Consider the following 23,157-nt stretch of genomic DNA (forward strand, 5'->3'; position numbering starts at 1 on the left):
CCGTTCGTGCCCCTAATTTCCGCACTTCCATTCCGCACCTTACTATTGTCAGCCTACTCCCTGAGAGGCCGTCGCCTGTGCCTGTTTGCCTTAGCCTTTCTTGTCGACCGAGCCCATCGAGGAATGCGCTTCTTACCCTCATCGCCGCGCTGATACTGTTTGTTGCGGGTTGCGAAAAGACGCGCAAATCTCCAGAACCCAAAGACGCAGCGCCAGAGCTCGAGAGCCAGGAAATCGTCGCTACCACGAGCGCTTACACAGAAACGGGAGATCTCGATGCGATTCGCAAACGCGGCTATATCCGTTTTGCGAATGTAACCGGCGGCTATCCTGAAATGCTGCCACGCGACAGTATTATCAACCAGCGCACGCGATTTCTCGCAAACGAGTTTGCCAAGCGATTGGGTGTGAAGCCCACGTGGATCATCGCGCGCAGCCCACAGGCCGCAATCGATATGATCGAGGCCGGAGAGGCTGATATCGTCGCCGACTACATCACCTTGAGCCTCGCTCAAGGTGATGCGGTTACCCTGAGCGTTCCCCTGACGCAAACCTATCGCGCTTTACTCTCCACCACAGATGGCCCAGATGTCTCGAACATCAACAAACTAAAAGGCTCCACCATCTACCTGTGGGAAGGCACCGCACACTTACAGTTTGGCAAGCAGCTGCAGAAGGACTACCCCGAGGCATTTGCCCGAATCCAAATTGACCCGACACCGGGCGACGACACCGACCACTTTCTCGATCAGATGGCCAGCTACCCAAACGCGGTTACTATCGGCAGCCTGGCCCTTGCGAATGAAGTAGCCAGTTATCGAAGTGATCTCAAGATCGGCCAGAAAGTTGGGGACGAAATCAACGTAAGCTGGGCGGTACGCGAAGCATCGCCGGACCTGCTAAACCGCCTCAATACGTTCCTCACTCGGCAACTGATCCAGGATACCGCAGACCGCGCTCCCAACTGGCGTGCGATCAAAAAATCCGGTGTCATTCGATTCGCGACCTATAACAAAGCGACCAGCTACTTCATCTGGCGCGGTGCGCTGATGGGGTTCGACTACGAACTCGCCAAACTCTTCGCCGACGAACACCACCTGCAGTTGAATGTCATCGTAGTACCCACTCATGAACCTCTTACCAAGTGGGTGGCAGAAGGACTGGCCGACTTTGCCGGTGCGTCAACCACGATTACAACCAAGCGCAAAGCCGAAGGTGTCGACTTTACCAATACACACTTTGAATCAGGCATTCGCGTTATCAGTAGCGAAAACGATAGCCCTATCGAAACCCTGGCAGATCTTAACGGCCGCACCCTGACAGTCAGGGCACACTCCATTTACATTGACACAGCCAAGCAACTGAGGGAACGCGGCATTGATGTCAAAGTCGAAGAGGCCCCGGAAGAAGTTTCCCAGGCGCAGATCATTAACGGTGTCGCCGAGGGCAAATACGATGCGACGCTGGAGGATACCCATCGAGTTGAGATACGGGCCGCCTACAACCCCAATTTACGCGTGGGTATTCAAGTGGAAGAACCGCTACCGCAGGGCTGGATGGTCATCAGGGGAAACCGCAGCCTACTCAGGAGACTGAATAGGTTCGTAAAAAAATACAAGAACGACCCCGAAGCCGACGCTATTTTTAAGCGCTACTTCCAGCCGAACGATGCTTTATTTAAAAAAGCTACTGCAAAAATCAAACCTGGCGAACCGCTTTCACCGTTTGACGAATTGGTAAAAGATGCCGCGCAAACCCATGACTTTGACTGGCGCATGATCGTCGCGCAGATGTGGGCCGAGAGCAGTTTCAACCCCAAAGCGGTATCGTCCACCGGCGCCCAGGGACTCATGCAGGTCATGCCCGGAACCGCCCGCGACATGGGATTTCCGCCACCGGTTTTCGAGCCTGAGAGAGGTATCGACGCCGGAGTAAAATATCTCAACTGGGTACGCGACCGCTTTGAAGAAAACCTACCGGCGACTGAAAGACTCTGGTTTACGCTGGCCTCTTACAACGCCGGCTTCGGTCACGTCCGCGACGCGCGCCGACTGGCGACCAAACTGGGACTAGACTCCGACAAGTGGTTCGACAATGTGGAAGTCGCCATACGTAAATTGTCAGAGCCGCGTTATTTCGAAAAGGCGCGGTACGGCTTTGTTCATGGGGATGAACCGGTAGCCTATGTACGCAAGATCAGTCACCTGTACCAATCGTATACACAAATCACCAGCGGTGACGTAAGCTGGCACCCGCCAATGAAAACGCCCCATCATTGGTTCGTCAGTCTCTTCAAACAGTCAGTACAATTTTGCCAATATGGCTGCTCGACTCCATCAACCGATGCGCTTCCGCCACATCAGCCAGTGGGAAACTAGCGGCGATCAGCGGGCGAATTTTACCCGCCTCAACCAACGGCCAGATCTGCTCACTTAAATCACTCGCGATCGCGGCCTTCACTTCTGGTGGCTGGGGCCGCAGCGTGGAACCGGTAAGGGTCAGGCGCTTCAGCATCACCGGCAGCATATTGACCTCAACTTTCGCGCCCTGCAGGAATGCGATATTCACGATGCGGCCGTCGCGCGCGGCACACTGGATATTGCGATCCACATAGTCGCCACCAACCATATCGAGAATGACGTCTGCACCTTTACCGTCAGTTGCCACTATTACCGCTTCCACGAAATCCTGCTCTCGGTAATTAATTGCGAGCTCCGCCCCAAGCTGCTCACAGGCAGTACACTTTTCCGCGCTACCCGCGGTGGCAATCACTCGTACGCCCAGGTTTACCGCAATTTGAATGGCGGTTGTTCCAATGCCCGACGATCCGCCATGCACCAGCAAAATTTCGCCTTCTCGCAAATTGGCACGATGTATCAGGTTGCTCCATACGGTAAAGAAGGTTTCCGGCAATGCCGCAGCCTCTGTATCACTCACTCCATTGGGTATCGGCAGGCACTGCCCTTCTGGTGCTACTGCGTATTCCGCATAACCTCCACCATTGGTGAGTGCGCATACTTGGTCACCGACTTTCCAGCGCTGCACACCCGCGCCAACGGAAATGACTTCCCCCGCCACTTCCAACCCGAGTACGGGCGAAGCACCTGGCGGAGGTGGATAGAATCCTGCGCGCTGCACGATATCCGGGCGGTTAACACCAGCGGCTGCGACGCGGATCAATACCTCGCCCTCCCCCGCCGCAGGCGCATCCCCCTGCGCGAGCACCATCTTCTCGGGGCCGCCATGTTCCGTCAGATCAATAAAACGCATGCACTTTCCTTACATTTCAAATAAAAAAAGCCCGGCAATGCCGGGCTTTTGACTTCAGGCTGATTACAGCTCGTAGGTCAGCTCCACCCCAATCACACGGCCCTTATTGAGCGGCGTAAAGCTGGCACCCACTCCACCGAGGGTGGCAGGCAACTGTGTATTGTTGCCCTCGGTGACCTCATCCAAGATGTTTTTGCCAAACATCGATACGCGATAGCTGCCGGAGTCCGGCACAAAGCCGAAGCTCAGATCCAGCATATCCGCTTCTGACAACATACCGAGGTTATTGTCAGTATACGGGGATGCATCACGATGGTTGAAGTTTATGCGTGAGGTGAGCACACCGAGGTTACCCAACTGCAAGTCGTGTACAACACCCACACCGTAAGTCCAAGGTGCGAGGCGCGGGATATCCAATCCCAGATCGATGGCGTCTACCACGCCGTCGCCGCTGATATCACCGCGCACGGAATCATACTCGCCATCCACATAACCAACGTTCATGGTGAACAGCAGGTTGTCGGTGGCCGCAGCCATGGCCTCAAACTCAGCACCCTGAATGGTTGCGTCAGCTGTGTTGCGAATGTACTGAACAACAGAAAAAACCGGGTCGGCCAGGTTTTCCTCACGCTGCATATCGTCGATGGTGTTGTGGAACAGTGCAAAGTTGGTGCGTACACGCCCATCAAACCAGTCGGCTTTACCACCGATTTCGAAGCTGGTCTGCTCTTCCTGATCAGTTGGGCCCGGCTGATACAGCAGGCCAGTGTTACGCATATTGTAACCACCACTGCGGAAGCCTTTGGTCCAGTAGCTATAGAGCTGGGCATTGTCCGCCAGGTTCCACTGCAGGCCGACCTTCGGGGTGAAGGCATTCCACTCTTCACTGTCGTTGAAATCGTATACCGCACAGCCGCCGAGCTGACACATGGTAGTCGCGGCCACAACTGGATTGATGGTTGCTACCTGAGCATCCTTTTCTTCCATTGAGTAGCGGCCACCCAATGTCAGAATCCAGTCTTCGTTGAGGTCAATATCCGCCTGAGCGAAGATACCCATGGCCTCATGATCCTGCAGGCCACCGCCGGTAATATCCAAACCGTTCAACGGCAACAGACGATTTTCAAAATACTCCAGATCCTGGCTAAACCAGTAAAGACCGGTGGTAATAGCAGTGGAGCCAAAGCGGCCGGCGTAGCGCAGTTCATTGGAGAGCTGGCTTTGGTCGACGCTGGTGTTGGCGTGGAAGGCGGTAATCGGCAGGGAGTCGATATCGCCGAGGCCAATTGCGCTGTATTCACGCCAGGCAAGAATATTGGTAATGGTACCGCTGCCGAACGCCACATCGTGATTGTATTCGGCAATCACCTGCGACCACTCGTCGTTTTGGAAACCCTCTTCGTTCTGGGCAATCTCAAACGAATCATCGCTGTTATCCCAGTCCGACACATCGATGCCAAACAGTCCGGGCAAGAGCGGTGCATCGGCACCCAGGTTTTGTGCTACTACACCGTCGGAATCCATTTTGCCGTGCTCCATGCGCACCAGCAGCTCCGAGGATTCACTCAGGTCAACGCTGAAACTCGGACGGATAAACCAACTCTGAGAGGCACCGGCGTTATCGTTGCCGGTAAAGACGTTCTCAAACCAGCCCTGATCATCGTTGTAATAAACGGTGACACGGCCGTTGACGGTGTCGGAAATCGCACCGTTTACATTGGCAGCCACTACCGTATCGAGGTTGTCGGTGGTGGAGACTTTGAACTTGCTGGAGAACTCTTCTGTTGGGCGCGCAGTCTTGATTACTACTGCACCACCGGTCACGTTGCGACCAAACAGCAGGCCCTGGGGCCCGCGCAGGACCTCAATGCCCTCGAGGTCAAACATGTCCGTCACAACCCCGGCGTTGATACCCATGTACATACCATCGACAAACACGCCGACAGTAGGGTCAATGGAGGGGATGGAACTGTTCACACCGAGGCCGCGCACGGTGAAGTTTGCGGTGTTCTTAACGGTACCGATATCGTCCAGCTGAACATTCGGCATTTTGAAAGCGAGGCTTTGCAGATCACGAGTCTGCAGAGCGTCCAGCTGATCGCCAGAATAGGCTGTAGCGGCTACGGGCACTTCCTGCAGCATTTCAGCCTCCGCACGCTTACGTGCAGTAACCTGGACTTCTTCCATTAACGTACTGACAGAACCTTCCGCTGCGGCAGCATGCACGCTACCCACACCACAAGCTAATGACAGAGCAGCCAGCGAGCAGGCCGAAGCCAGCACCAGGTTCTTGCTCTTGCCACTAGCAGTGTTCAGACGAAAGGAATTGGACGCGATACCGTCAGTTTGACTTCCCATGTTTTCTCTCCATTGCACTGAGTTATTTTTATGTAATTTGCAGCAACAGAACCACAGCGACCTCTCCAGAAACCACCGCTAGCAGAGGTCAGCAACCGTGCTCAAAATGGTCACACCTGAAAAACAAGCGCGGACAAACAAAAGACTACAAGAGGTTGGGCTATTGCAAAACCCCTAACATATCGAGAAATTCATTCTATCTATCGCAAAATTGGCAAATACAAAGTAACGGCAATCAGCCCAACAAAATGACCAGCTCGTCACGCGATTGACAGGACGAAAAACTGTTTCGTTATTTCTCCAATGTGCTGTTCAGGTAGCAACCTAAAAAAATATGAGTCTCTGGGTAACGTTTCCCAAAGTTCGCCCATCGCCGGCATCAATAGTAAAAATTACCTATGCGAATGCACAGTCGACTTCACAAAGCGCATCCCTTTGGCAGAATCGGCGAAAACATGCACCCGATGCAGATCAATGGGCCTTGTGCATTCAGGGACTTAGCCGCTCCACCTGCCACTCACCACCACCCAACGCGCGGTAAATGAGACGATCGTGCAGGCGAGATGCCCGCCCTTGCCAGAATTCCACAGCGTGGGGCACGATTCGGTAACCACCCCAGAACTCCGGCCGCGGCACTTCAGCGCCGTCGAACTTTTTCTCACATGCGGCGAACTGTTCCTCCAGCACCTCGCGCGAGACGATCGCATCACTTTGGTGTGAGGCCCATGCAGCAATCTGACTGTCGCGCGGACGGCTGGCAAAGTAGGCATCCGCCTCTGCATCCGCCAACTGCCGGGCTTCCCCGCGTACGATTACCTGGCGCTCTAGAAAATGCCAGGGGAACAGCAGCGAAACCTTCGGATTGGCAGTAATATCCCACGCCTTCTGACTTTTCAGATTGGTATAGAAAACAAAACCGGACTCGTCGAACCCTTTCAACAACACAATCCGCTGGGAAGGCTGCCCACTGGCATCAGCGGTACTCAGGCACATGGCACTGGGGTCGGAGATATCCGCCTTCACCGCCTCTTCAAGCCAATTGCGAAACTGGCTGATCGGGCCGTCTGCCAGATCGCCCCGCTCAAGGCCACCCTGCAAATATTCTCTACGCCACTGATCGATTTCCATCGCTGTCATGTCCTTTACAACTATTTACTGGATCAAGTTCTCTCTGGATCACTTGGTACAAAAAACTCTGGCAAGTGTACGCTGTTTGTAAAGCCATCCCCACTCACACTACGCCCAGCCTATTCTCAAGCTATCAGAGGAGCACATACCGGCATTACTTCGCCACGGGTGACCACCGGAGCCGCTTTTTACAAATATCCTGCCGCCAAAGGTGCCCTTTCTCAATTTTCCTGCGTTTTTTGCCACTGGGAAGCAGACTCTGCGGACGCTTGCGGACCGCTCGGCGCGAGACTAGGCTCGCTGCATTCGATAGCGATTCCGGGGACCGGTTGCCCAGTTAAAAACTGTTTAATCACGACTAACACACGCTATCAAAGCACCTGCAATACAAGTAAAGAAGAACAGGAAAAAAGAATGTCTTCCGCTGCTTCACAAACTACTTCTTCGCCATCAACTGCTCAGCAGCCCTTGCCCAGTTGTGCCCAGGTACTGATGTACCTGCTTCGCCAATATGACGTAGACACAGTATTTGGAATCCCCGGTGTGCACACCATCGAACTATACCGAGGTCTCCCGGGCAGTGGCCTGATCCATATCACGCCGCGTCATGAACAAGGTGCCGCATTTATGGCCGACGGCTATGCACGTGCGAGCGGCAAGCCCGGTGTATGTTTTCTGATCACGGGCCCCGGGGTAACCAACGCCGCCACAGCCATGGCACAGGCGTTTTCCGACTCTATCCCGATGCTCGTGATCAGTGCGGTAAACCGCCGCGAGGACCTCGGTACCGGCCGCGGCCGCCTGCACGAGTTGCCGCGCCAACAAGACGTAACCCGCGGCTTCTGTGTCTGGCAGCACGCGGTGACGAGCGCGGAGCAGTTACCAGAGACCCTGGCGCGCGCGTTTCAGGTCATGCACGCCCCGCGCCCAGGCCCGGTGCATATCGAGATCCCCATCGACCTGTTCCCTGCCCCCATGCAGCGTCCTCTCGCGGACTATCGCGCGGTAGCGCCGACGGCATTACCTGCAGCCGCCGCCGATACTGTAGCAACAGCAGCCAAATGGCTTGGCGCTGCGAAAAACCCGGTTATCCTGCTTGGCGGTGGTGCCCAGGAAGCGGGTAAAGAGGCCACCGCGCTGACAGAGAAATTGGCAGCACCGGTATTCCAGTCCCTCGCCGCCAAAGGCATCGTGGATGAACGCCACCCGCTATGTGGTGGCGCCAACCTGAGCTTCTCCAATGTGCGCGAGCGTATCGAAAATGCGGATGTGGTACTGGCAGTTGCGACGGAACTGGCGGAGACCGACCGCAACCTGGTACGGGATAACTATGCCTTCAACGGTAAAGTGATTCGCGTGGATCTGGACCCGGCCCAGCTGGTATGCAACGCCAACCCAGACCTGGCCATCTGCGCCGACGCGAAAGCAACCCTGGAACAATTGCTGGACGCTTTGCCGACAAAGGACAACACAAAAGCGCAACAGCAAACCGCTACGGAGGTAGAAGAACTGCTGCGCGGCTGCCGCAACGAATGGTGGCCGGGATCCGAAGGCCGCTACCCCTGGGTGCAGGCGCTGCGTGATGCACTGCCGGAAAACGGTATTTTTGTTACCGACTCCACCCAGCTCGCGTATAACACCAACCACGCTCTGCGCCTGTTCCAGCCACGCAGCCACATCACCTGCACCACTGGCTACGGCACCCTGGGCTTTGCCCTGCCCGCCGCAATCGGCGCTGCGCTGGCCAGCCCGCGTCCGGTGATCGGCTTGATTGGTGACGGTGGCATCATGTTTACTCTGGGAGAACTGGCCGCCGCCGTTGAGCAGAAGCTGTCACTGCCGATACTGGTATGGAACAACAGTGGCTACGGCGAAATCCGCGATTTTATGGATGAGGCTGCGGTTGAACAGGAAGGCGTCAACCTGCACGCGCCGGACTTTGTCGGCCTCGCACGTTCCTTTGGCGCGGAAGGCTGTCGCATCGATAGCCCGGAACAACTGAGCGAAGCGGTAGCCGATGCCTTTGCGCGCAAGGGACCGACGCTGATCGAGATTACTGCACCGTCCTGACGGCGGGCACGCAGAAAAATTCAGGGATTTACTAGGACTGCGAACACAACATGACAGATCTGAAAGCATTACCGACTCAAAAACTCTACATCAATGGCGAGTGGCGCGATTCAGAGGGTGGCAGCCTGCACCCGGTGATCAACCCGGCCACCGAAGAGACCCTGTGCGAAGTCATCCAGGGCTCCATGGAAGATGTGGACGACGCCGTAGCGGCAGCCAAAGCTGCGTTTAAAGAATGGCGCCACAGCCGCGCGGCCAAACGCCAGGCACTGATGCATGCCATTGCCGACGGCATGGAAGCACGCAAGCAGGATCTGGTTGCCGCGGTTTCCGAGGCACTGGGTTGCCCGGCGCATATCGCCGAATGGCTGCACGTGGATGGTCCCATTTACTCCATGCGCTATTACGCGGATCGCGCCGCGTTGATGGAGGAAACCGAAAAAGCCGCGCACTCAGTGGTAATGAAAGATCCCGTGGGTGTATGCGGGTTTATCACCCCGTGGAACTACCCCCTGCATCAGTTCGTGGGCAAGGTAGCCCCCGCGCTGGCCGCCGGCTGCGCCATGATCCAGAAGCCATCAGAGATGACGCCGCTGCAGGATTACGTGATGGCAGAAATCATCGACGCCGCGGGCGTGCCGGCCGGTGTATTCAACCTGGTGCCCGGTGCTGGCCCCATCGTGGGCGCGGCCTTGTCCAGCCACGTGGATATCGACATGGTCTCGTTTACCGGCTCCACCCGTGCCGGTATCGAAGTGGCGAAAAGTGCCGCGCCGACCGTGAAGCGTGTTACTCAGGAATTGGGCGGCAAATCGCCGTTCATCATCACTCCCGACGCCGACCTGGAGGCCGCGGTGCGCTGGGGCTGTGAGGATGTATTCATCAACACCGGGCAGACCTGTACCGCATTGACCCGCATGCTGGTCCCCGCGGAACGCTATGAAGAAGCGGTTGCCATTGCCAAGCAGGTCGCGGAAGAAGTCGCGATCGGCACCGGCGAAAATGCCTTTATGGGCCCGCTGTCCTCTTCCCGCCAGCGAGAGATTGTGCGCGGCTATATCGACAAGGGCATCGCCGAAGGCGCCCGCCTGGTGACCGGAGGCAGCGAAGCACCGGAAGGTCTGGCGCAAGGCTTTTACGTGAAGCCCACCGTCTTTGCCGATGTGAACAACGACATGGCAATCGCCCGCGAAGAGATCTTCGGCCCGGTGACCTGCATGATCCCGTACAAGGACATGGATGAAGCCATCGCCATCGCCAACGATTCCGAATACGGGCTCTCCAGCGGCGTATGGGCCAAGGACGCGGAAGCGGCAATGCCGGTGGTGCGACGCCTCGAAGCCGGCCTGTGCTTCGTCAACGGCGGCGAGTTCAACTACGACGCGCCATTTGGCGGTGTGAAGCGTTCCGGCAATGGCCGCGAATTTGGCAATGCCGGCCTGGACGAGTTTATTGAACTGAAATCCGTGCAGCTGCCCGCATAAAAATCTGCAGGCGCCCAGACAGTGGCGACGTGGTTGACGAGTCGCAATCACGTCGCTATCTTTGCCCCCGAACATCAAGAGAGTGGCTGACGCCAACGCCAACCTGCCTACCGGGGCAAGGTGGTTTCTCTTCGCAGCAATGCACTTGTGCAGGGCTGTGTAGGGGATGGGGCTGTCGCTGGAACATTTAGGTTTCAGCACTGCAATCCAACCGGGATGCGATTTCTTTACTGACGAATCGCCGCTTCCGCCGTCAGCCCTCCAGAACTTTTGGAGGGAACATGTCCGAATTCAAGCTTACCAGTACCGACGTTATCGAAATCCAGATTGCCTCCCAGCGCTGCCGCACTGCAGTCCGGGCGGTCAAACGCAGTGATCGACAACTGCTGTGGCAATTGCTGTTCGACACAACGGAAGAGGCGCTGGCCTTCGCTACCCATTGCCGCGCCAGCGAAACGCCCGTCACGGCCCACAAGGCCTGTGAACTGGCGGTATAAACACGACTGAATACAGCGCTGGGGAGAATCGTCATCAATGACTCCCCGGCCTACACTTACGGCTATTCACGCGCGCCGATTTACCGCGGCTATTCACTCGCGAGTCACATGCGAGATGTCCACGTGCGTGACGCTGCGGCCGTTAATTGGGAAGACCTCCCCGAAAAATAGCCCTACTGCCAAAAGCACAACAGGAGCCAATAACAACGTCATGTCCAAGCCCGAGCAATTTTTCCAGCACCTGCGCGACGAACTGAAGCAGATTGAGGCCGACGGTCTCTACAAGCGCGAGCGCATCATCACCTCTCAGCAAAGCGCCGAGATTCAGGTAAACAATGACTCCCAGGTACTGAACTTCTGCGCCAACAACTATTTGGGGCTGGCCAATGACCCGCAGTTGATCCAGGCAGCCAAAGAAGGGCTCGACCAGTACGGCTTCGGCATGGCCTCCGTGCGCTTTATCTGCGGCACCCAGGACATCCACAAAGCGCTGGAGTCCCGCCTGTCTGAATTCCTGCAGACCGAAGACACCATCCTCTACACCTCCTGCTTCGATGCCAATGGCGGTTTGTTTGAAACAATACTCGGCCCGGACGATGCCATCATCTCCGACGCCCTGAACCACGCCTCCATTATCGACGGTGTGCGCCTATGCAAGGCCAAGCGCTTCCGCTACGCCAATAACGATCTGAACGATCTGGAAGAGCAGCTGAAAGCGGCCGACGCTGCTGGCGCCAAAACCAAGCTGATCGCCACCGATGGCGTCTTCTCCATGGACGGTGTAATCGCCGACCTGAAAGGCATCTGCGACCTGGCCGACAAATACAATGCCCTGGTGATGGTGGACGACTCCCACGCCGTCGGCTTCCTCGGCCAGCACGGCCGTGGCACCCATGAATACTGCGATGTTGTCGAACGCGTCGACATCATTACCGGTACGCTCGGCAAGGCACTGGGCGGTGCGTCCGGTGGTTTCACTTCTGGCCGCAAAGAGATCATTGACCTGCTGCGCCAGCGCTCACGCCCTTACCTGTTCTCCAACTCCGTTGCCCCCGCCATCGTCACCGCATCCCTCAAGGTGCTGGACATGCTGGTGGAAGGTGGCGAGCTGCGGGAAAAGGTGCAGGCGAACTCCGAGTACTTCCGCAAGCGCATGAGCGAAGCCGGCTTCACCCTCGCCGGCGCCGACCACGCGATCATTCCAGTAATGATTGGCGACGCCGCACTGGCCCAGAAAATGGCCGACAAGATGCTGGAGAAAGGCATCTATGTGGTGGGCTTCTTCTACCCGGTAGTCCCCAAAGGCCAGGCACGTATCCGCACCCAGATGTCTGCCGCGCACACCCGCGAGCAACTGGACCGCTGCATCGATGCCTTTATCGAAGTCGGCAAAGAGCTGGAAATTATTTGAGCTGGGAGTTTTGAGTCGAATTATGAAAGCACTATCCAAGCTCAAGTCCGAACCCGGCATCTGGATGACCGATGTCGACGTGCCGGAACCGGGGCACAACGACCTGCTGATTAAAATCCGCAAGACCGCAATTTGCGGCACCGACATGCACATCTACAACTGGGACGAATGGTCGCAAAAAACCATTCCGGTACCCATGGTAGTGGGCCACGAATATGTGGGTGAAGTAGTCGGTATGGGGCAGGAAGTCGCCGGCTTTAACGTGGGCGACCGCGTTTCCGGCGAAGGCCACATTACCTGTGGCCACTGCCGCAACTGTCGCGCCGGCCGACGCCACCTGTGCCGCAACACCTACGGTGTTGGCGTGGACCGTCAGGGCGCGTTTGCCGAATACTTGGTAATCCCTGCGCTGAATGCGTTCAAGATTCCCGACAATATTTCCGATGAACTGGCATCGATCTTCGACCCATTTGGCAACGCGGTACATACCGCACTGTCATTTGATCTGGTGGGCGAAGACGTACTGATCACCGGCGCCGGCCCGATCGGCATCATGGCCGCGGCGGTGGCCCGCCACGTGGGTGCCCGTCACGTGGTGGTGACCGATATCAACGATTATCGCCTGGAGCTGGCGGCAAAGATGGGCGCAACCCGCACCGTCAACGTCAGCAAGGAAAACCTGCCGGATGTGATAAAAGACATCGGTATGACCGAAGGATTCGACGTGGGCCTGGAAATGTCCGGCGTCGCCGTTGCCTTCCGCGATATGCTGTCGGCAATGAACCACGGCGGCAAGATTGCGATGCTGGGTATTCCCCCGGGCGAAATGGCCATCGACTGGAGCCAGGTGATTTTTAAAGGCCTGGTGTTAAAAGGTATTTATGGCCGGGAGATGTTCGAGACCTGGTACAAGATGGCGAGCCTGATTCAATCGGGACTCGACCTGTCACCCATCATTACCCACCAGTTTTCCGTGGATCAGTTCCAGCAGGGCTTTGACACCATGGGCTCCGGGGAGTCCGGTAAAGTCATTCTCAACTGGTCATAGTCGCACGCGTGTTTTACGGGAGAGGTATCCTCTCCCGTATTACCCACCCATGCTAAACCCATCGCAATTACCCTAATTAAGATACTAACGATGAGCCGACTGCCGGTACGTTGTTGGTGAAAGGCCCGTCACTTTTTTGAAGGTCCGCGAGAAATACAGCGGGTCCTCAAAGCCCAGCTGAAACGAAATCTCACCAATGCTCAGCTCTGAGCTATCCAACAGAAAACAGGCATGCTCGACCTTCAGATGAGTGAAATGCTGAAGTGGCGCGTAGCCGGTCAGCTCTTTATATTTTCTCGCAAAATGGTATTTGGACAGGTTGCACACTGAAGCCAGCGTTTCCAGAGTGAGCGGCAAATCAATATTGTCGAGCATATAGGTATGCACGACCTCATAATCGAAATTTTTCTGAACGCGTTCCCGCCTCTTTCGCAAGCGAGCCAGCAGTGTAAGAATCTGGCGTAACTGATTTGCTGCGTGAACAAAAGCGGTTTTGCCATAGCCGGTGCGCGCAATACTAAGTAGTGATTTAAAACTGGATTGCAATGCCGGGTCAGCAATACCTTTCAGCACCGAAGTTTCACTATTCAGGCCAACGTGTTGAAAGAAAACATCGGCTAAAGCACCACGGAAATGGCACCAGTAAATAGTCCAGGGGGCATCCCCGTCAGCGCTATATTGATGCGCCAACCCCGGTGGCAATATCAGCACATCACCGCGGCCAATCCCCCCATCGAATGCACCTGCACTCAGGTGACCCGCGCCACTATCACAATACAACAACAGATAATCATCGTGGCTGGCGCGACGCATTGAATGTCCCTTCGCCGAAGGATAGTAACCCAATGCCGTGGGGTAGCACTCACGCGTGAGCGGGTTCTCGCTCAAGTGATCGAGAATAAATTTGGGGGCGAGATAGCGCAGTCCGCTACTGGGTAGGGGCCAGGAAGATGGTTCGCTCATAGGTATCCATTCTAAACCCGCCGGCGCAATTTCAGCAATATCGTCCATGCATGCCGCAATTTCGTCAATGGTAGCGAGGACTGATCACAGTAAAGTTTACTGATTAAGCGCAATCGTCCTTCCCAAGGCTTCCCGCTCAATCACAGGCACAATTGAAAGAACAGCAGTAAACCGTAATGCCTAGAGCGCAAAGCTGACGGATGGGAGAACACACTACCGACGCAACTAGGGCAGCAACCATGACCACACAAGTACCGATGCTGATCAATGGCGAGTTCATTGAGAGTCAATCCTCAGACAAGCAAGATGTGATAAACCCGGCCACACAAGCGGTACTGGCCCATGTCCCCTTTTCCACCCCCGAGGAAATCGATCAGGCCGTTGCCGGAGCCAAAGCCGCTTTTCAGGAGTGGCGCAACACGCCCGTGCCAAAGCGCGCGCGCCTAATGCTCGAGTATCAGCACCTACTCAAGGCACATCAACGCGAAATTGCAGAGATTCTCGCTGAAGACAACGGCAAGAACCTCGAAGATGCCATGGGTGATGTGTGGCGCGGCATCGAGGTCGTGGAGCATGCATGCAATATTCCAACGCTACTGATGGGCGAAACTGTCGAGAATGTCGCCTCAGGTGTGGATACCTATAGCCTGGTACAGCCACTGGGCGTCACCCTGGGTATCACCCCATTTAACTTTCCGGCAATGATTCCCCTGTGGATGTTCCCGATGGCGGTGGCCTGCGGCAACGCAATGATCCTGAAGCCCTCAGAGCAGGTCCCCCTGGCCACCGTGCGCCTTCTGGAACTGTTCCAGCAAGCCGGCGCGCCTGCAGGTATCGTACAGATGATTCACGGCGGCAAGGAACAGGTCGACCAGTTGATCAATCACCCAGATATCGTGGCCTCCTCATTCGTAGGTTCCGTTCCGGTTGCCGAACATGTGTACCGCTCCACCACCAACCTCCTGAAGCGATCCCAATGTTTCGCCGGTGCGAAAAACCATATGGTGGTTATGCCGGATGCCGATAAAGAAACCGTTATGAATACCCTTGTCGGCTCCACCGTTGGTGCCGCCGGGCAGAGATGCATGGCCATCAGTGTGATTGTGTTTGTCGGCGATACGATCGAATGGGCTGGGGAGCTGGCAGATCGCCTGAAGCGCATACGTCCAGGCGTGTGGAATGACCCCGAAGCGGCCTTTGGCCCCCTTGTCAGCAAGACTGCGACACAGCGAGTAAAGGGACTGATTCAATCCGGGATCGACCAGGGAGCAACCTGTGTCATCGATGGTCGCGATATCAAAGTCGAGGGCTATCCCGACGGTAACTGGGTTGGTCCGACCCTGTTTACCGACGTCACCACAGACATGGATATTTACCGGGAAGAAATTTTCGGCCCCGTGGTTTGCTGTATCAATGCCGATGATCTCGATGACGCATTACGGATTGTGAACAACAGCCCCTATGGTAATGGCACCTCCATCTTTACTACCTCCGGGGTAAACGCGCGTCGCTACCAGCATGAGGTAGAAGTGGGTCAGGTGGGTGTAAATATTCCAATTCCAGTACCCCTGCCCTTCTTCTCATTCACCGGCTGGAAAAAATCGTTTATGGGCGATCTGCATGCCTATGGCAAACAAGCGGTGCGCTTCTACAGCGAGACCAAGACGGTAACCACCGCATGGAAGGAGACTCGAGTCTCTGCACCAAATATGAGTATCGCACTCAAGTAAACCAACCTTTCGTCTAGCGTCGCGCGCAGGGACTCCCGCGCGCTTAACGCCGTGAGCAACGAGACTCCCATGAACTACGAACTCAATGAAGATCAGATTGCGTTCCAGGAAACTGCGCGCAAGTTTGCGGAAACCTCCATGGCACCACACGCGGCGAGGTGGGACGCAGAACATATTTTTCCTACCGAATTATTTGTCGAAGCCGGCGCATTGGGATTCATGTCCCTCTATGTGCCGGAAGAGGATGGGGGCATTGGCCTGTGCCGACTGGATAGCACACTGGTAATTGAAGAGCTGGCAACGGGATGTACCTCCACCGCCGCCTATATCAGTATCCATAATATGGCACTGAACATGCTTGCCCGCTATGGCAGTGCCGCACTCAAGGCCTATTGGTGCGAGGCCCTCGCTTCCGGGCAACGGCTTGCGAGCTACTGCCTGACAGAGCCGGGCTCTGGGTCTGATGCCGCATCCCTGTCCACTCGAGCCGACCGGGATGGGGATCAATACATTATCAATGGCAGCAAGTGCTTTATTTCCGGCGCAGGTGACACCGACCTGCTAATCACCATGGTACGCACCGGTGAACCGGGTCCCCGCGGCATCACCTGTGTAGCCATTCCCGCCGACACTGCCGGGATTCACTACGGCAAAGCCGAAGAAAAAATGGGCTGGAACAGCCAGCCTACCCGAACCGTCACGTTCGAAAACGTAAAAGTGCCGGTTGAAAACCGGCTCGCCGAGGAGGGACAGGGATTCAAACTGGCAATGGAAGCCCTCGATGGAGGTCGAATTAATATCGCAGCCTGTTCGGTAGGCGCAGCCAGAGCTTCTGTGGAACTCTCCAGCGCCTACGTGCAAGAGCGCAAACAGTTCGATCGCCCTGTCGCTGACTTCCAGAACACGCAATTCAAGCTTGCCGACATGGCCACCCAGCTGGTTGCGTCACGGCAAATGATCCGACTGGCCGCCGCCAAGCTGGACCAGGGCTCACCCGATCGCGCGAGCTTTTGTGCGATGGCCAAGCGGTTTGCAACCGATACCTGTTTCTCCATTTGTGATGAAGCGATCCAACTCCACGGTGGCTACGGCTACATCCGCGAGTACCCGATCGAGCGCTACTTTCGGGATACACGAGTACACAGGATTCTTGAAGGCACTAACGAGATCATGCGCTTGGTCATTGCGCGACAACTGTTATCCGAGCGACGCGGTACCTTGATTGAATAGCCTCTGCGAATGTTTTACCGCTCACAGGAAAGCAAACGAGTAAATAGGGAATACATGATGAAAGCAATCAGTCCGACCGAAAAGCTGCTGGTCGAGGTGCGTGATCACTTTGCAGTCCTGACGATCAACAACCCGCCCGCCAACACCTGGGATAGGGAAAGCCTCGCGGGGCTCAAAACGATCATTCACCGTCTAGATAACATGCGCGACATCACGGCTCTCGTAATCCACGGTCAAGGAGAAAAGTTCTTCTCAGCCGGTGCGGACCTGAAGCAGTTTGCTTCCGGAGACAAGGTGACAGCTGCTGAAGTCGCGCGACTGTTCGGGGAGGCCTTTGAAGCACTGGCGCAATTTGAAGGGGTAGCGATTGCTGCGGTGAACGGCTATGCCATGGGCGGTGGACTCGAGTGCGCCCTCGCCTGTGACATTCGCATCTTCGAAGCACATGCCCAGGCAGCGCTGCCCGAAGCTAAGGTCGGGCTACTGCCCTGTGCCGGGGGTACCCAACGCCTGAGCTGGCTCGTCGGCGAAGGCTGGACCTCCCGTTTAATCCTGTGTGGCGAACGCATCAGTGCAGACACAGCAGAAAAAATAGGGCTCGCTCAGGAAATCGTCCCGAAAGGGCAGGCCCTGGAACAGGCGATCTTGCTGGCAACGCAAGTCGTCCAGCAGAGTCCGGATGCGATCCGCAGCTGTAAAAGCTTGATGATACAAGCTCGCGAACATGCGATTTCAGCGGGTTTGAAATCCGAGCGCACGCATTTTGTCGACCTTATCGGCGAACAAAACCAGCTCGAAGGCACCAACGCGTTTCTCGAAAAGCGCAGTCCAGTCTGGCAATAGAACAAAAGCACGACCATAAACTACTCATGGAAGACGTATGAACGAAGAGATCATCGCAGAGGTCCGGCCAGCTCAGGGCGGCGCTATTGGTATCCTCACTCTGAATGCCAGCCAGAGGTTAAACAGCTTGTCACTGGACATGGTACGGGCACTGTCCAAACAACTGCGCGCGTGGCAAACAGACGACTCCATTGCTGCGGTATTCCTGCAGGGCGCCGGTGAAAAAGCATTGTGTGCAGGGGGAGATGTACAAAAGCTCTACCGCTCAGCGGTGGCGGCAAACGGTGGGCCCAACACCTACGCAGAAACGTTCTTTCACGAAGAGTATCGCCTGGACTATTTGATCCACACGTTTGGCAAACCGGTCATTTGTTGGGGACATGGCATCGTCATGGGCGGGGGACTCGGCCTGATGGCCGGTGCCAGCCATAAGATAGGCACCGAGCGCACACGTATTGCCATGCCGGAAATTACCATCGGCCTCTACCCTGACGTTGGCGGCAGCTACTTTCTCAACCGCATGCCCCACCAAATCGGCCTGTTTCTGGGGCTCACGGCAACTTCGCTGAACCTCACCGATGCCCTGTTTGTCGGCCTCGTGGACTACACGGCGCCGTCACAGAAGCGCGAAGAAATACTCGCGCAATTGTGTAGCCAAGTTTGGCTCCCCGGTACAGAAGAGAAGATTAATCATGCAATCGCGAGCGAGATCGTATCGGCCTACCAACTCGACACAATGCCCCCAGGCCAATTGCAACCTTATTGCCAGCAAATTGAGAGTGCCTGTAGTGAGGACACGCTCACCAATATAATCAACGCCATCTTGGATTTACCTGACGATGCTCCATGGCTGCAAAAAGCCAAGGCCGCACTCAGGGCCGGATCGCCACTGTCGGCGAGACTGATTCACGAACAACTGCAGCGCTGCGCAGACATGTCCCTCGCCGAGGTTTTCAGGGCAGAGTTGCTGCTCTCCACCCACGCGGTGCGTCAACCGGACCTTGCCGAGGGTGTACGAGCACTACTCATCGACAAAGACAACAAGCCCCGATGGCAATTCGACAGTATCGAGCAGATCCCACAAACACTGATCGAAACCTGCTTCACACCACCCTGGGCAAGAAATCCCCTTTCAGATCTGTAACCGCATCCTCAAGAGGAAACAGCAATGACGACGATCGCATTTATCGGACTGGGTAATATGGGCGGCCCTATGGCAGCGAACCTTGTAGCAGCAGGGCACGACGTTCGAGTGTTTGACCTGTCAGATACCGCCATGCAATCCCTGGTTAAACTTGGCGCAAAGGCCGCAAAGAGCCCGTTCGACGCCGCTGAAAATGCCCAGGTAGTGATCTCCATGTTACCCGCGGGGCAACATGTGGCAGGCCTGTATCTGGGCGACGACCGTGCAGCGGGACTGCTCGATACCATAAACACGGATTGCCTGGTATTGGATTGCTCAACCATCGATGTTGATACGGTCCGAAGGGTACAACAGAAGGCCGGCGAACGCGGGCTACAGTTCCTCGATGCGCCCGTTTCCGGCGGTGTCGCTGCAGCTCAAGCTGGCACACTCACATTTATGTGCGGTGGCGAAAAAACCGGGTTCGAACAGGCAAAATCTGTTTTGTCTGCAATGGGTCAGAATATCTTCCATGCTGGTAGCCACGGCGCAGGACAAGTTGCCAAAATGTGCAACAACATGTTGCTTGCCATTCATATGATTGGCACCAGCGAAGCGCTGAAGATGGGGGCAAATAGCGGGCTGGACCCAAGTATTCTCTCCGAGATTATGCTGAAGAGTTCCGGGCGCAACTGGTCTCTGGAGCTGTACAACCCCTATCCGGGCGTCATGGATAGCCCGGCATCACGAGGCTACCAACCAGGCTTTATGGTGGACCTTATGACCAAGGATCTGGGGCTTGCGATTGCCAACGCCAAGGAAACCAACAGCAAGGTTCCGCTGGGGCAGCACGCCGAGGCGCTCTATCGCGAAAAACAATTGGCAGGTGATGGCAAGAAAGATTTCTCCAGTATTCTGGAAATCCTAGAGCACGCCTGATACCCCAAAAAGCATTTCAGGTAGTAAATACGCAACTCAGTATGCTTCCAATGGATTAAAAAAAGGGCTCTTAATCGAGCCCTATAAACCCAACACAAATTTGGAAACAATGTTGCGCTGAACTTCCTGCGACCCGCCAAAAATGGAGGCGGCGCGATTGTTCAGGTATCTCGGGACGATAGAGCTGATATAGTCTGGCCGTTCGTCGCTGCCATCTTCGACAGGATCCATTGCAATGCCCTGGTATCCGATCACTTCAACTGCCAGCTCATTAACCGCCTGCTCAATACGGGTATAGGTGAGCTTCATCACCGACGACTCCGGTCCCGGCGTCCCCCCACTACTGAGTGACGATAAAATACGCAGCTCGATTATTTCCAACGCCTTCAAATCAATATCTATTCTCGCCACTTTACGCCCAATCGACCCGGAACGATCGAACCCCGGGGTAGACTTTTGCACATCGGCAATGAGGCCTTTCAGCTGATTCAGCTCGTGGCGAATTCGGTCACCACTGAAACCACCGCCCCGCTCAAACTCAAGAAGATATTTGGCATAAGTCCACCCCTTGTTTTCCTCGCCAATGCGGTTGGACTGCGGAACCCGTACATTATCGAAGAAGACCTGGTTCACCTCATGGTCACCCGCCATGGTGATAATCGGGTCAACGGTAATTCCGGGGGTGCGCATATCCACCAGCAGGAAGCTGATACCGTGCTGAGGCTTGCATTGACTATCGGTACGAACCAGACAAAAAATATGATCCGCAAGGTGCGCATGTGTTGTCCAGATCTTGGAGCCGTTCAGGAGGTAATCGTCGCCATCGGCCTCAGCCTTCAGCTTCAGACTGGCCAGATCAGACCCAGCACCCGGTTCGGAGTACCCCTGGCACCAGTAGTGTTCACCGTTCAGCATCTTGGGCAGGTATTCCGCCTTTTGCGCCTCCGAGCCAAATGCCATGATGACAGGCGCGAGCATGAGTAGGCCAAGAGGAATCAGCATCGGTGCACCTGCGTGGTAGCACTCTTTACTAAAGAGGTACTTCTGGGTCGCCGTCCACCCGGTGCCACCATGCTCTACCGGCCATTGCGGTACCGCCCAGCCTTTTTCTGCCAGAATCCCCTGCCACTCCAGTGCAATGTCCTTGTCTACGAAAACACCACTACCATTGCGCGTCGCTTCGACAATGTGTGCCGGCAAATTTTCCTGCAAAAATGCACGTACTTCCTGCTGAAATACCAGCTCTTCCTGGCTAAACGATAGGTCCATACTCACCGTTCCCTATGATTGATTCTCTAACGGCCCACTCTGATCTGTCTGCGAGCAACATCTACTGTGAAATAGGATCCATCGCCCAACAGATACCTCTACGAAGCAGTTCATAGAACTCTTCGGTTCGCCAGGCGCCCTCCTCGGGTTCAGGATACTCCTCAATCGCCGGCTGCATATCGTATTTGCCACGGCAATGGCCTAGCGTGAGATACAAAACCTGTCCCTCGCCGTAGGGGTGGATATAGAGTACCGGCTGTATATCATCCTCTTTCACCCAGTCGTTGCTAGTGAAATTTTCAACCGGGTCATTCCAGTGGGTATGCAGTAAAGTCTGGTATTCGCCGTGAAATTTACTCAGGTACAGTTCGTCATCGACCTTGAATGATGGAATGCCCTTCACCAGGGGGTGTTCAGGCTCCGTAGCCTTCACCTCATATTCGTGAATCGGCGGGTGCGCCATAAACTGGCTGCCGAGCATTTGCATAAAGGGAACATTGTCTTCCGGGCAATCGACAGTGAAATCACCATCGTTCACGAGAAAACGGAGAATCGAGTTGGTACCGTGCAACGCGAACCATTTTTTCCCCGAGCGGACGTACTCACATAAGCGTGTGGTTTGCTCTGGAGTCGGGATCACATCACAGGTGTAGGTAATGATGAAATCAGATTCGCAGATTGCATCAATATCACTGTAATCAGCGCCCACCTTGACCTTGACTCTGGGCTGCTCTGCAAGCAGCTTCAATAATTCAACGCGCGCGTGGTCAATATTGTGGTATTTACCACCGGCAACGAGATAGACATCAATACGATCACTTTTACCCATAGCGCCCTCCGGTCATTCGCGAAGAAAGTAACGGGACGCAATCGTCCTTGCGCCCCGTGTGACACAGCCACTGCTTCAGATTACAGCTGTACCCGTTTGGTAAAGCCGCCATCAGCTACCAGATTTACACCGGTGATGAGACTCGCTGCCGGACTTGCCAGGAAAGTCACCGCATTGGCAATCTCCTCAGGACTGCCCATACGACCCTGTGGAATTTGCGCCAGAGTTCCTTCATACAGGTCCGTCATATTTTCTTTGATGAAATCCCAGGCTCCCCCCTCGACAAATACAGGACCGGGGGACACACAATTCACGCGTACACCCTGCTCTGCAACGGCTTGGCTCAATTGCTTACCGTAAATTACCAGAGCCCCCTTCAGCGCGTTATAGGGCTGCGGCCCCATAAAGGTCTCGACACCGGCGGTACTCGCGATAATTACGATAGAAGCTGCTTTGGAATGCTCGAGGAAAGGCATCGCCGCTTCTACGCCACGGGTTGTACCAAGGACATCGACATTCAGATTATTGATCCAGCCCTCATCCCCCATGTTGCCGCCGCCAGCACTTACATTGGGTACGAAGATATCGATACCGCCGAGCTCATCCCCAGCACTCGCCACCCATGACTGATAGGCATCTTTGTCAGCAACATCCACCACCGCACCGATGACTTTGACACCCTTTCCACTCAGTGCCTTTACCGCCGTATCAACTTCTTCTTGATTTCTGGAGCATATGGCGAGGTCAACACCTTCGTTGGCCAATTGTTCTGCTATCGCACGCCCGATACCGCGGGTTGCACCTGTAATGACTGCCTTTTTTCCGGAAAGCCCGAGATCCATAACAATCTCCTAGTGTGTTGGTAGCTGCCCGGTTAGATAGGGAGTCCTTACCGGGGCAGTGTTGTTGGTTATTTAGCGACCATCTAACAGCAGGGTAACAAACCTGAAAATTAAAAACAATCA

General features: G+C 55.4%; 18 protein-coding genes and 1 riboswitch. Of the genes, 11 read left to right on the forward strand and 7 right to left on the reverse strand.

Going from position 1 to position 23,157, the window contains the following annotated elements; translation table 11 throughout:
* Positions 1-77 precede the first annotated feature (77 nt).
* Positions 78-2,378, forward strand: a complete 2,301-nt coding sequence (locus tag Mag101_RS10970; RefSeq protein ID WP_077404729.1) for a transglycosylase SLT domain-containing protein — start codon at positions 78-80, stop codon at positions 2,376-2,378.
* Here the strand turns inward: Mag101_RS10970 and Mag101_RS10975 are convergent.
* From Mag101_RS10975 to pdxH, 3 genes are all read right to left on the reverse strand, one after another.
* Positions 2,293-3,270 carry an NAD(P)H-quinone oxidoreductase gene (locus Mag101_RS10975; RefSeq protein ID WP_077404731.1) on the reverse strand — a complete coding sequence of 326 codons (978 nt, stop codon included), beginning with the start codon at positions 3,268-3,270 and terminating at the stop codon, positions 2,293-2,295. The two genes, Mag101_RS10970 and Mag101_RS10975, sit on opposite strands and share 86 nt — an antisense overlap.
* Before the next feature lie 63 nt (positions 3,271-3,333).
* Positions 3,334-5,628: a TonB-dependent receptor gene (locus tag Mag101_RS10980; protein ID WP_077404733.1), complete on the reverse strand. Its 2,295-nt coding sequence runs from the start codon at positions 5,626-5,628 to the stop codon at positions 3,334-3,336.
* Between the two features lie 489 nt (positions 5,629-6,117).
* Entirely contained in the window at positions 6,118-6,756 is a 639-nt protein-coding gene (gene pdxH / locus Mag101_RS10985) for a pyridoxamine 5'-phosphate oxidase (protein ID WP_077408257.1), read from the reverse strand.
* 414 nt (positions 6,757-7,170) lie between these two features.
* Between pdxH and Mag101_RS10990 the strand changes: the two genes are divergently transcribed.
* The 5 genes from Mag101_RS10990 (at position 7,171) to tdh (ending at position 13,266) form a co-directional block, all read left to right on the forward strand.
* A complete protein-coding gene (locus tag Mag101_RS10990; protein ID WP_077404735.1) occupies positions 7,171-8,826 on the forward strand; it encodes a 5-guanidino-2-oxopentanoate decarboxylase in 1,656 nt (551 codons plus the stop codon).
* A gap of 50 nt (positions 8,827-8,876) precedes the next feature.
* Positions 8,877-10,310 carry an aldehyde dehydrogenase family protein gene (locus Mag101_RS10995; protein ID WP_077404738.1) on the forward strand — a complete coding sequence of 478 codons (1,434 nt, stop codon included), beginning with the start codon at positions 8,877-8,879 and terminating at the stop codon, positions 10,308-10,310.
* Between the two features lie 66 nt (positions 10,311-10,376).
* A riboswitch (SAM-I-IV-variant riboswitch) is annotated at positions 10,377-10,508 on the forward strand.
* 83 nt (positions 10,509-10,591) lie between these two features.
* Positions 10,592-10,807, forward strand: coding sequence for a hypothetical protein (locus Mag101_RS11000; RefSeq protein WP_077404741.1), 216 nt, complete (start codon positions 10,592-10,594; stop codon positions 10,805-10,807).
* A 211-nt stretch (positions 10,808-11,018) separates the two neighbouring features.
* Positions 11,019-12,218, forward strand: coding sequence for a glycine C-acetyltransferase (locus Mag101_RS11005; RefSeq protein WP_077404744.1), 1,200 nt, complete (start codon positions 11,019-11,021; stop codon positions 12,216-12,218).
* A gap of 22 nt (positions 12,219-12,240) precedes the next feature.
* A complete protein-coding gene (gene tdh / locus Mag101_RS11010) occupies positions 12,241-13,266 on the forward strand; it encodes an L-threonine 3-dehydrogenase (protein ID WP_077404747.1) in 1,026 nt (341 codons plus the stop codon).
* 84 nt (positions 13,267-13,350) lie between these two features.
* On the opposite strand, the gene Mag101_RS11015 is transcribed toward tdh, so the two are convergent.
* Complete coding sequence (locus Mag101_RS11015) at positions 13,351-14,277, reverse strand: AraC family transcriptional regulator (protein ID WP_077404750.1); 927 nt, start codon at positions 14,275-14,277, stop codon at positions 13,351-13,353.
* 191 nt (positions 14,278-14,468) lie between these two features.
* Between Mag101_RS11015 and Mag101_RS11020 the strand changes: the two genes are divergently transcribed.
* The 5 genes from Mag101_RS11020 to mmsB all read left to right on the forward strand — a co-directional run bounded on the left by Mag101_RS11020 (position 14,469) and on the right by mmsB (position 20,094).
* Positions 14,469-15,959, forward strand: a complete 1,491-nt coding sequence (locus tag Mag101_RS11020; protein WP_077404753.1) for a CoA-acylating methylmalonate-semialdehyde dehydrogenase — start codon at positions 14,469-14,471, stop codon at positions 15,957-15,959.
* A 69-nt stretch (positions 15,960-16,028) separates the two neighbouring features.
* A complete protein-coding gene (locus Mag101_RS11025; protein ID WP_077404756.1) occupies positions 16,029-17,189 on the forward strand; it encodes an acyl-CoA dehydrogenase family protein in 1,161 nt (386 codons plus the stop codon).
* Between the two features lie 54 nt (positions 17,190-17,243).
* On the forward strand, positions 17,244-18,032 hold the full coding sequence (locus Mag101_RS11030; protein ID WP_077404759.1) for an enoyl-CoA hydratase: 789 nt from the start codon (positions 17,244-17,246) through the stop codon (positions 18,030-18,032).
* Between the two features lie 37 nt (positions 18,033-18,069).
* The gene (locus Mag101_RS11035) at positions 18,070-19,176 is read left to right on the forward strand and encodes an enoyl-CoA hydratase/isomerase family protein (protein WP_077404761.1); all 1,107 of its coding nucleotides are present in this window, start codon (positions 18,070-18,072) and stop codon (positions 19,174-19,176) included.
* A gap of 24 nt (positions 19,177-19,200) precedes the next feature.
* Positions 19,201-20,094, forward strand: a complete 894-nt coding sequence (gene mmsB, locus Mag101_RS11040; protein WP_077404764.1) for a 3-hydroxyisobutyrate dehydrogenase — start codon at positions 19,201-19,203, stop codon at positions 20,092-20,094.
* Positions 20,095-20,175: 81 nt separating this feature from the next.
* Here the strand turns inward: mmsB and Mag101_RS11045 are convergent, their stop codons facing one another.
* The 3 genes from Mag101_RS11045 to Mag101_RS11055 all read right to left on the reverse strand — a co-directional run bounded on the left by Mag101_RS11045 (position 20,176) and on the right by Mag101_RS11055 (position 23,034).
* Entirely contained in the window at positions 20,176-21,363 is a 1,188-nt protein-coding gene (locus Mag101_RS11045) for an acyl-CoA dehydrogenase family protein (RefSeq protein ID WP_077404767.1), read from the reverse strand.
* A gap of 61 nt (positions 21,364-21,424) precedes the next feature.
* Positions 21,425-22,192: a ThuA domain-containing protein gene (locus Mag101_RS11050; protein ID WP_077404770.1), complete on the reverse strand. Its 768-nt coding sequence runs from the start codon at positions 22,190-22,192 to the stop codon at positions 21,425-21,427.
* A gap of 80 nt (positions 22,193-22,272) precedes the next feature.
* Positions 22,273-23,034: an SDR family NAD(P)-dependent oxidoreductase gene (locus Mag101_RS11055; protein WP_077404773.1), complete on the reverse strand. Its 762-nt coding sequence runs from the start codon at positions 23,032-23,034 to the stop codon at positions 22,273-22,275.
* Positions 23,035-23,157 lie beyond the last annotated feature (123 nt).

This window comes from Microbulbifer agarilyticus (genome assembly GCF_001999945.1).
Taxonomy (GTDB): Bacteria; Pseudomonadota; Gammaproteobacteria; order Pseudomonadales; family Cellvibrionaceae; genus Microbulbifer; species Microbulbifer agarilyticus_A.

Excerpts from the sequence above, each read along its gene's own strand:
- Mag101_RS11015 (WP_077404750.1), bottom strand. The coding sequence starts at position 14,277 with ATGGACGATATTGCTGAAATTGCGCCGGCGGGTTTAGAATGGATACCT.
- Mag101_RS11025 (WP_077404756.1), top strand. The coding sequence starts at position 16,029 with ATGAACTACGAACTCAATGAAGATCAGATTGCGTTCCAGGAAACTGCG.
- Mag101_RS10975 (WP_077404731.1), bottom strand. The coding sequence starts at position 3,270 with ATGCGTTTTATTGATCTGACGGAACATGGCGGCCCCGAGAAGATGGTG.
- tdh (WP_077404747.1), top strand. The coding sequence starts at position 12,241 with ATGAAAGCACTATCCAAGCTCAAGTCCGAACCCGGCATCTGGATGACC.
- Mag101_RS10995 (WP_077404738.1), top strand. The coding sequence starts at position 8,877 with ATGACAGATCTGAAAGCATTACCGACTCAAAAACTCTACATCAATGGC.
- Mag101_RS11050 (WP_077404770.1), bottom strand. The coding sequence starts at position 22,192 with ATGGGTAAAAGTGATCGTATTGATGTCTATCTCGTTGCCGGTGGTAAA.
- Mag101_RS11055 (WP_077404773.1), bottom strand. The coding sequence starts at position 23,034 with ATGGATCTCGGGCTTTCCGGAAAAAAGGCAGTCATTACAGGTGCAACC.
- Mag101_RS11045 (WP_077404767.1), bottom strand. The coding sequence starts at position 21,363 with ATGGACCTATCGTTTAGCCAGGAAGAGCTGGTATTTCAGCAGGAAGTA.
- pdxH (WP_077408257.1), bottom strand. The coding sequence starts at position 6,756 with ATGGAAATCGATCAGTGGCGTAGAGAATATTTGCAGGGTGGCCTTGAG.
- Mag101_RS11000 (WP_077404741.1), top strand. The coding sequence starts at position 10,592 with ATGTCCGAATTCAAGCTTACCAGTACCGACGTTATCGAAATCCAGATT.
- Mag101_RS11030 (WP_077404759.1), top strand. The coding sequence starts at position 17,244 with ATGATGAAAGCAATCAGTCCGACCGAAAAGCTGCTGGTCGAGGTGCGT.
- mmsB (WP_077404764.1), top strand. The coding sequence starts at position 19,201 with ATGACGACGATCGCATTTATCGGACTGGGTAATATGGGCGGCCCTATG.
- Mag101_RS10980 (WP_077404733.1), bottom strand. The coding sequence starts at position 5,628 with ATGGGAAGTCAAACTGACGGTATCGCGTCCAATTCCTTTCGTCTGAAC.
- Mag101_RS11005 (WP_077404744.1), top strand. The coding sequence starts at position 11,019 with ATGTCCAAGCCCGAGCAATTTTTCCAGCACCTGCGCGACGAACTGAAG.
- Mag101_RS11035 (WP_077404761.1), top strand. The coding sequence starts at position 18,070 with ATGAACGAAGAGATCATCGCAGAGGTCCGGCCAGCTCAGGGCGGCGCT.
- Mag101_RS11020 (WP_077404753.1), top strand. The coding sequence starts at position 14,469 with ATGACCACACAAGTACCGATGCTGATCAATGGCGAGTTCATTGAGAGT.
- Mag101_RS10990 (WP_077404735.1), top strand. The coding sequence starts at position 7,171 with ATGTCTTCCGCTGCTTCACAAACTACTTCTTCGCCATCAACTGCTCAG.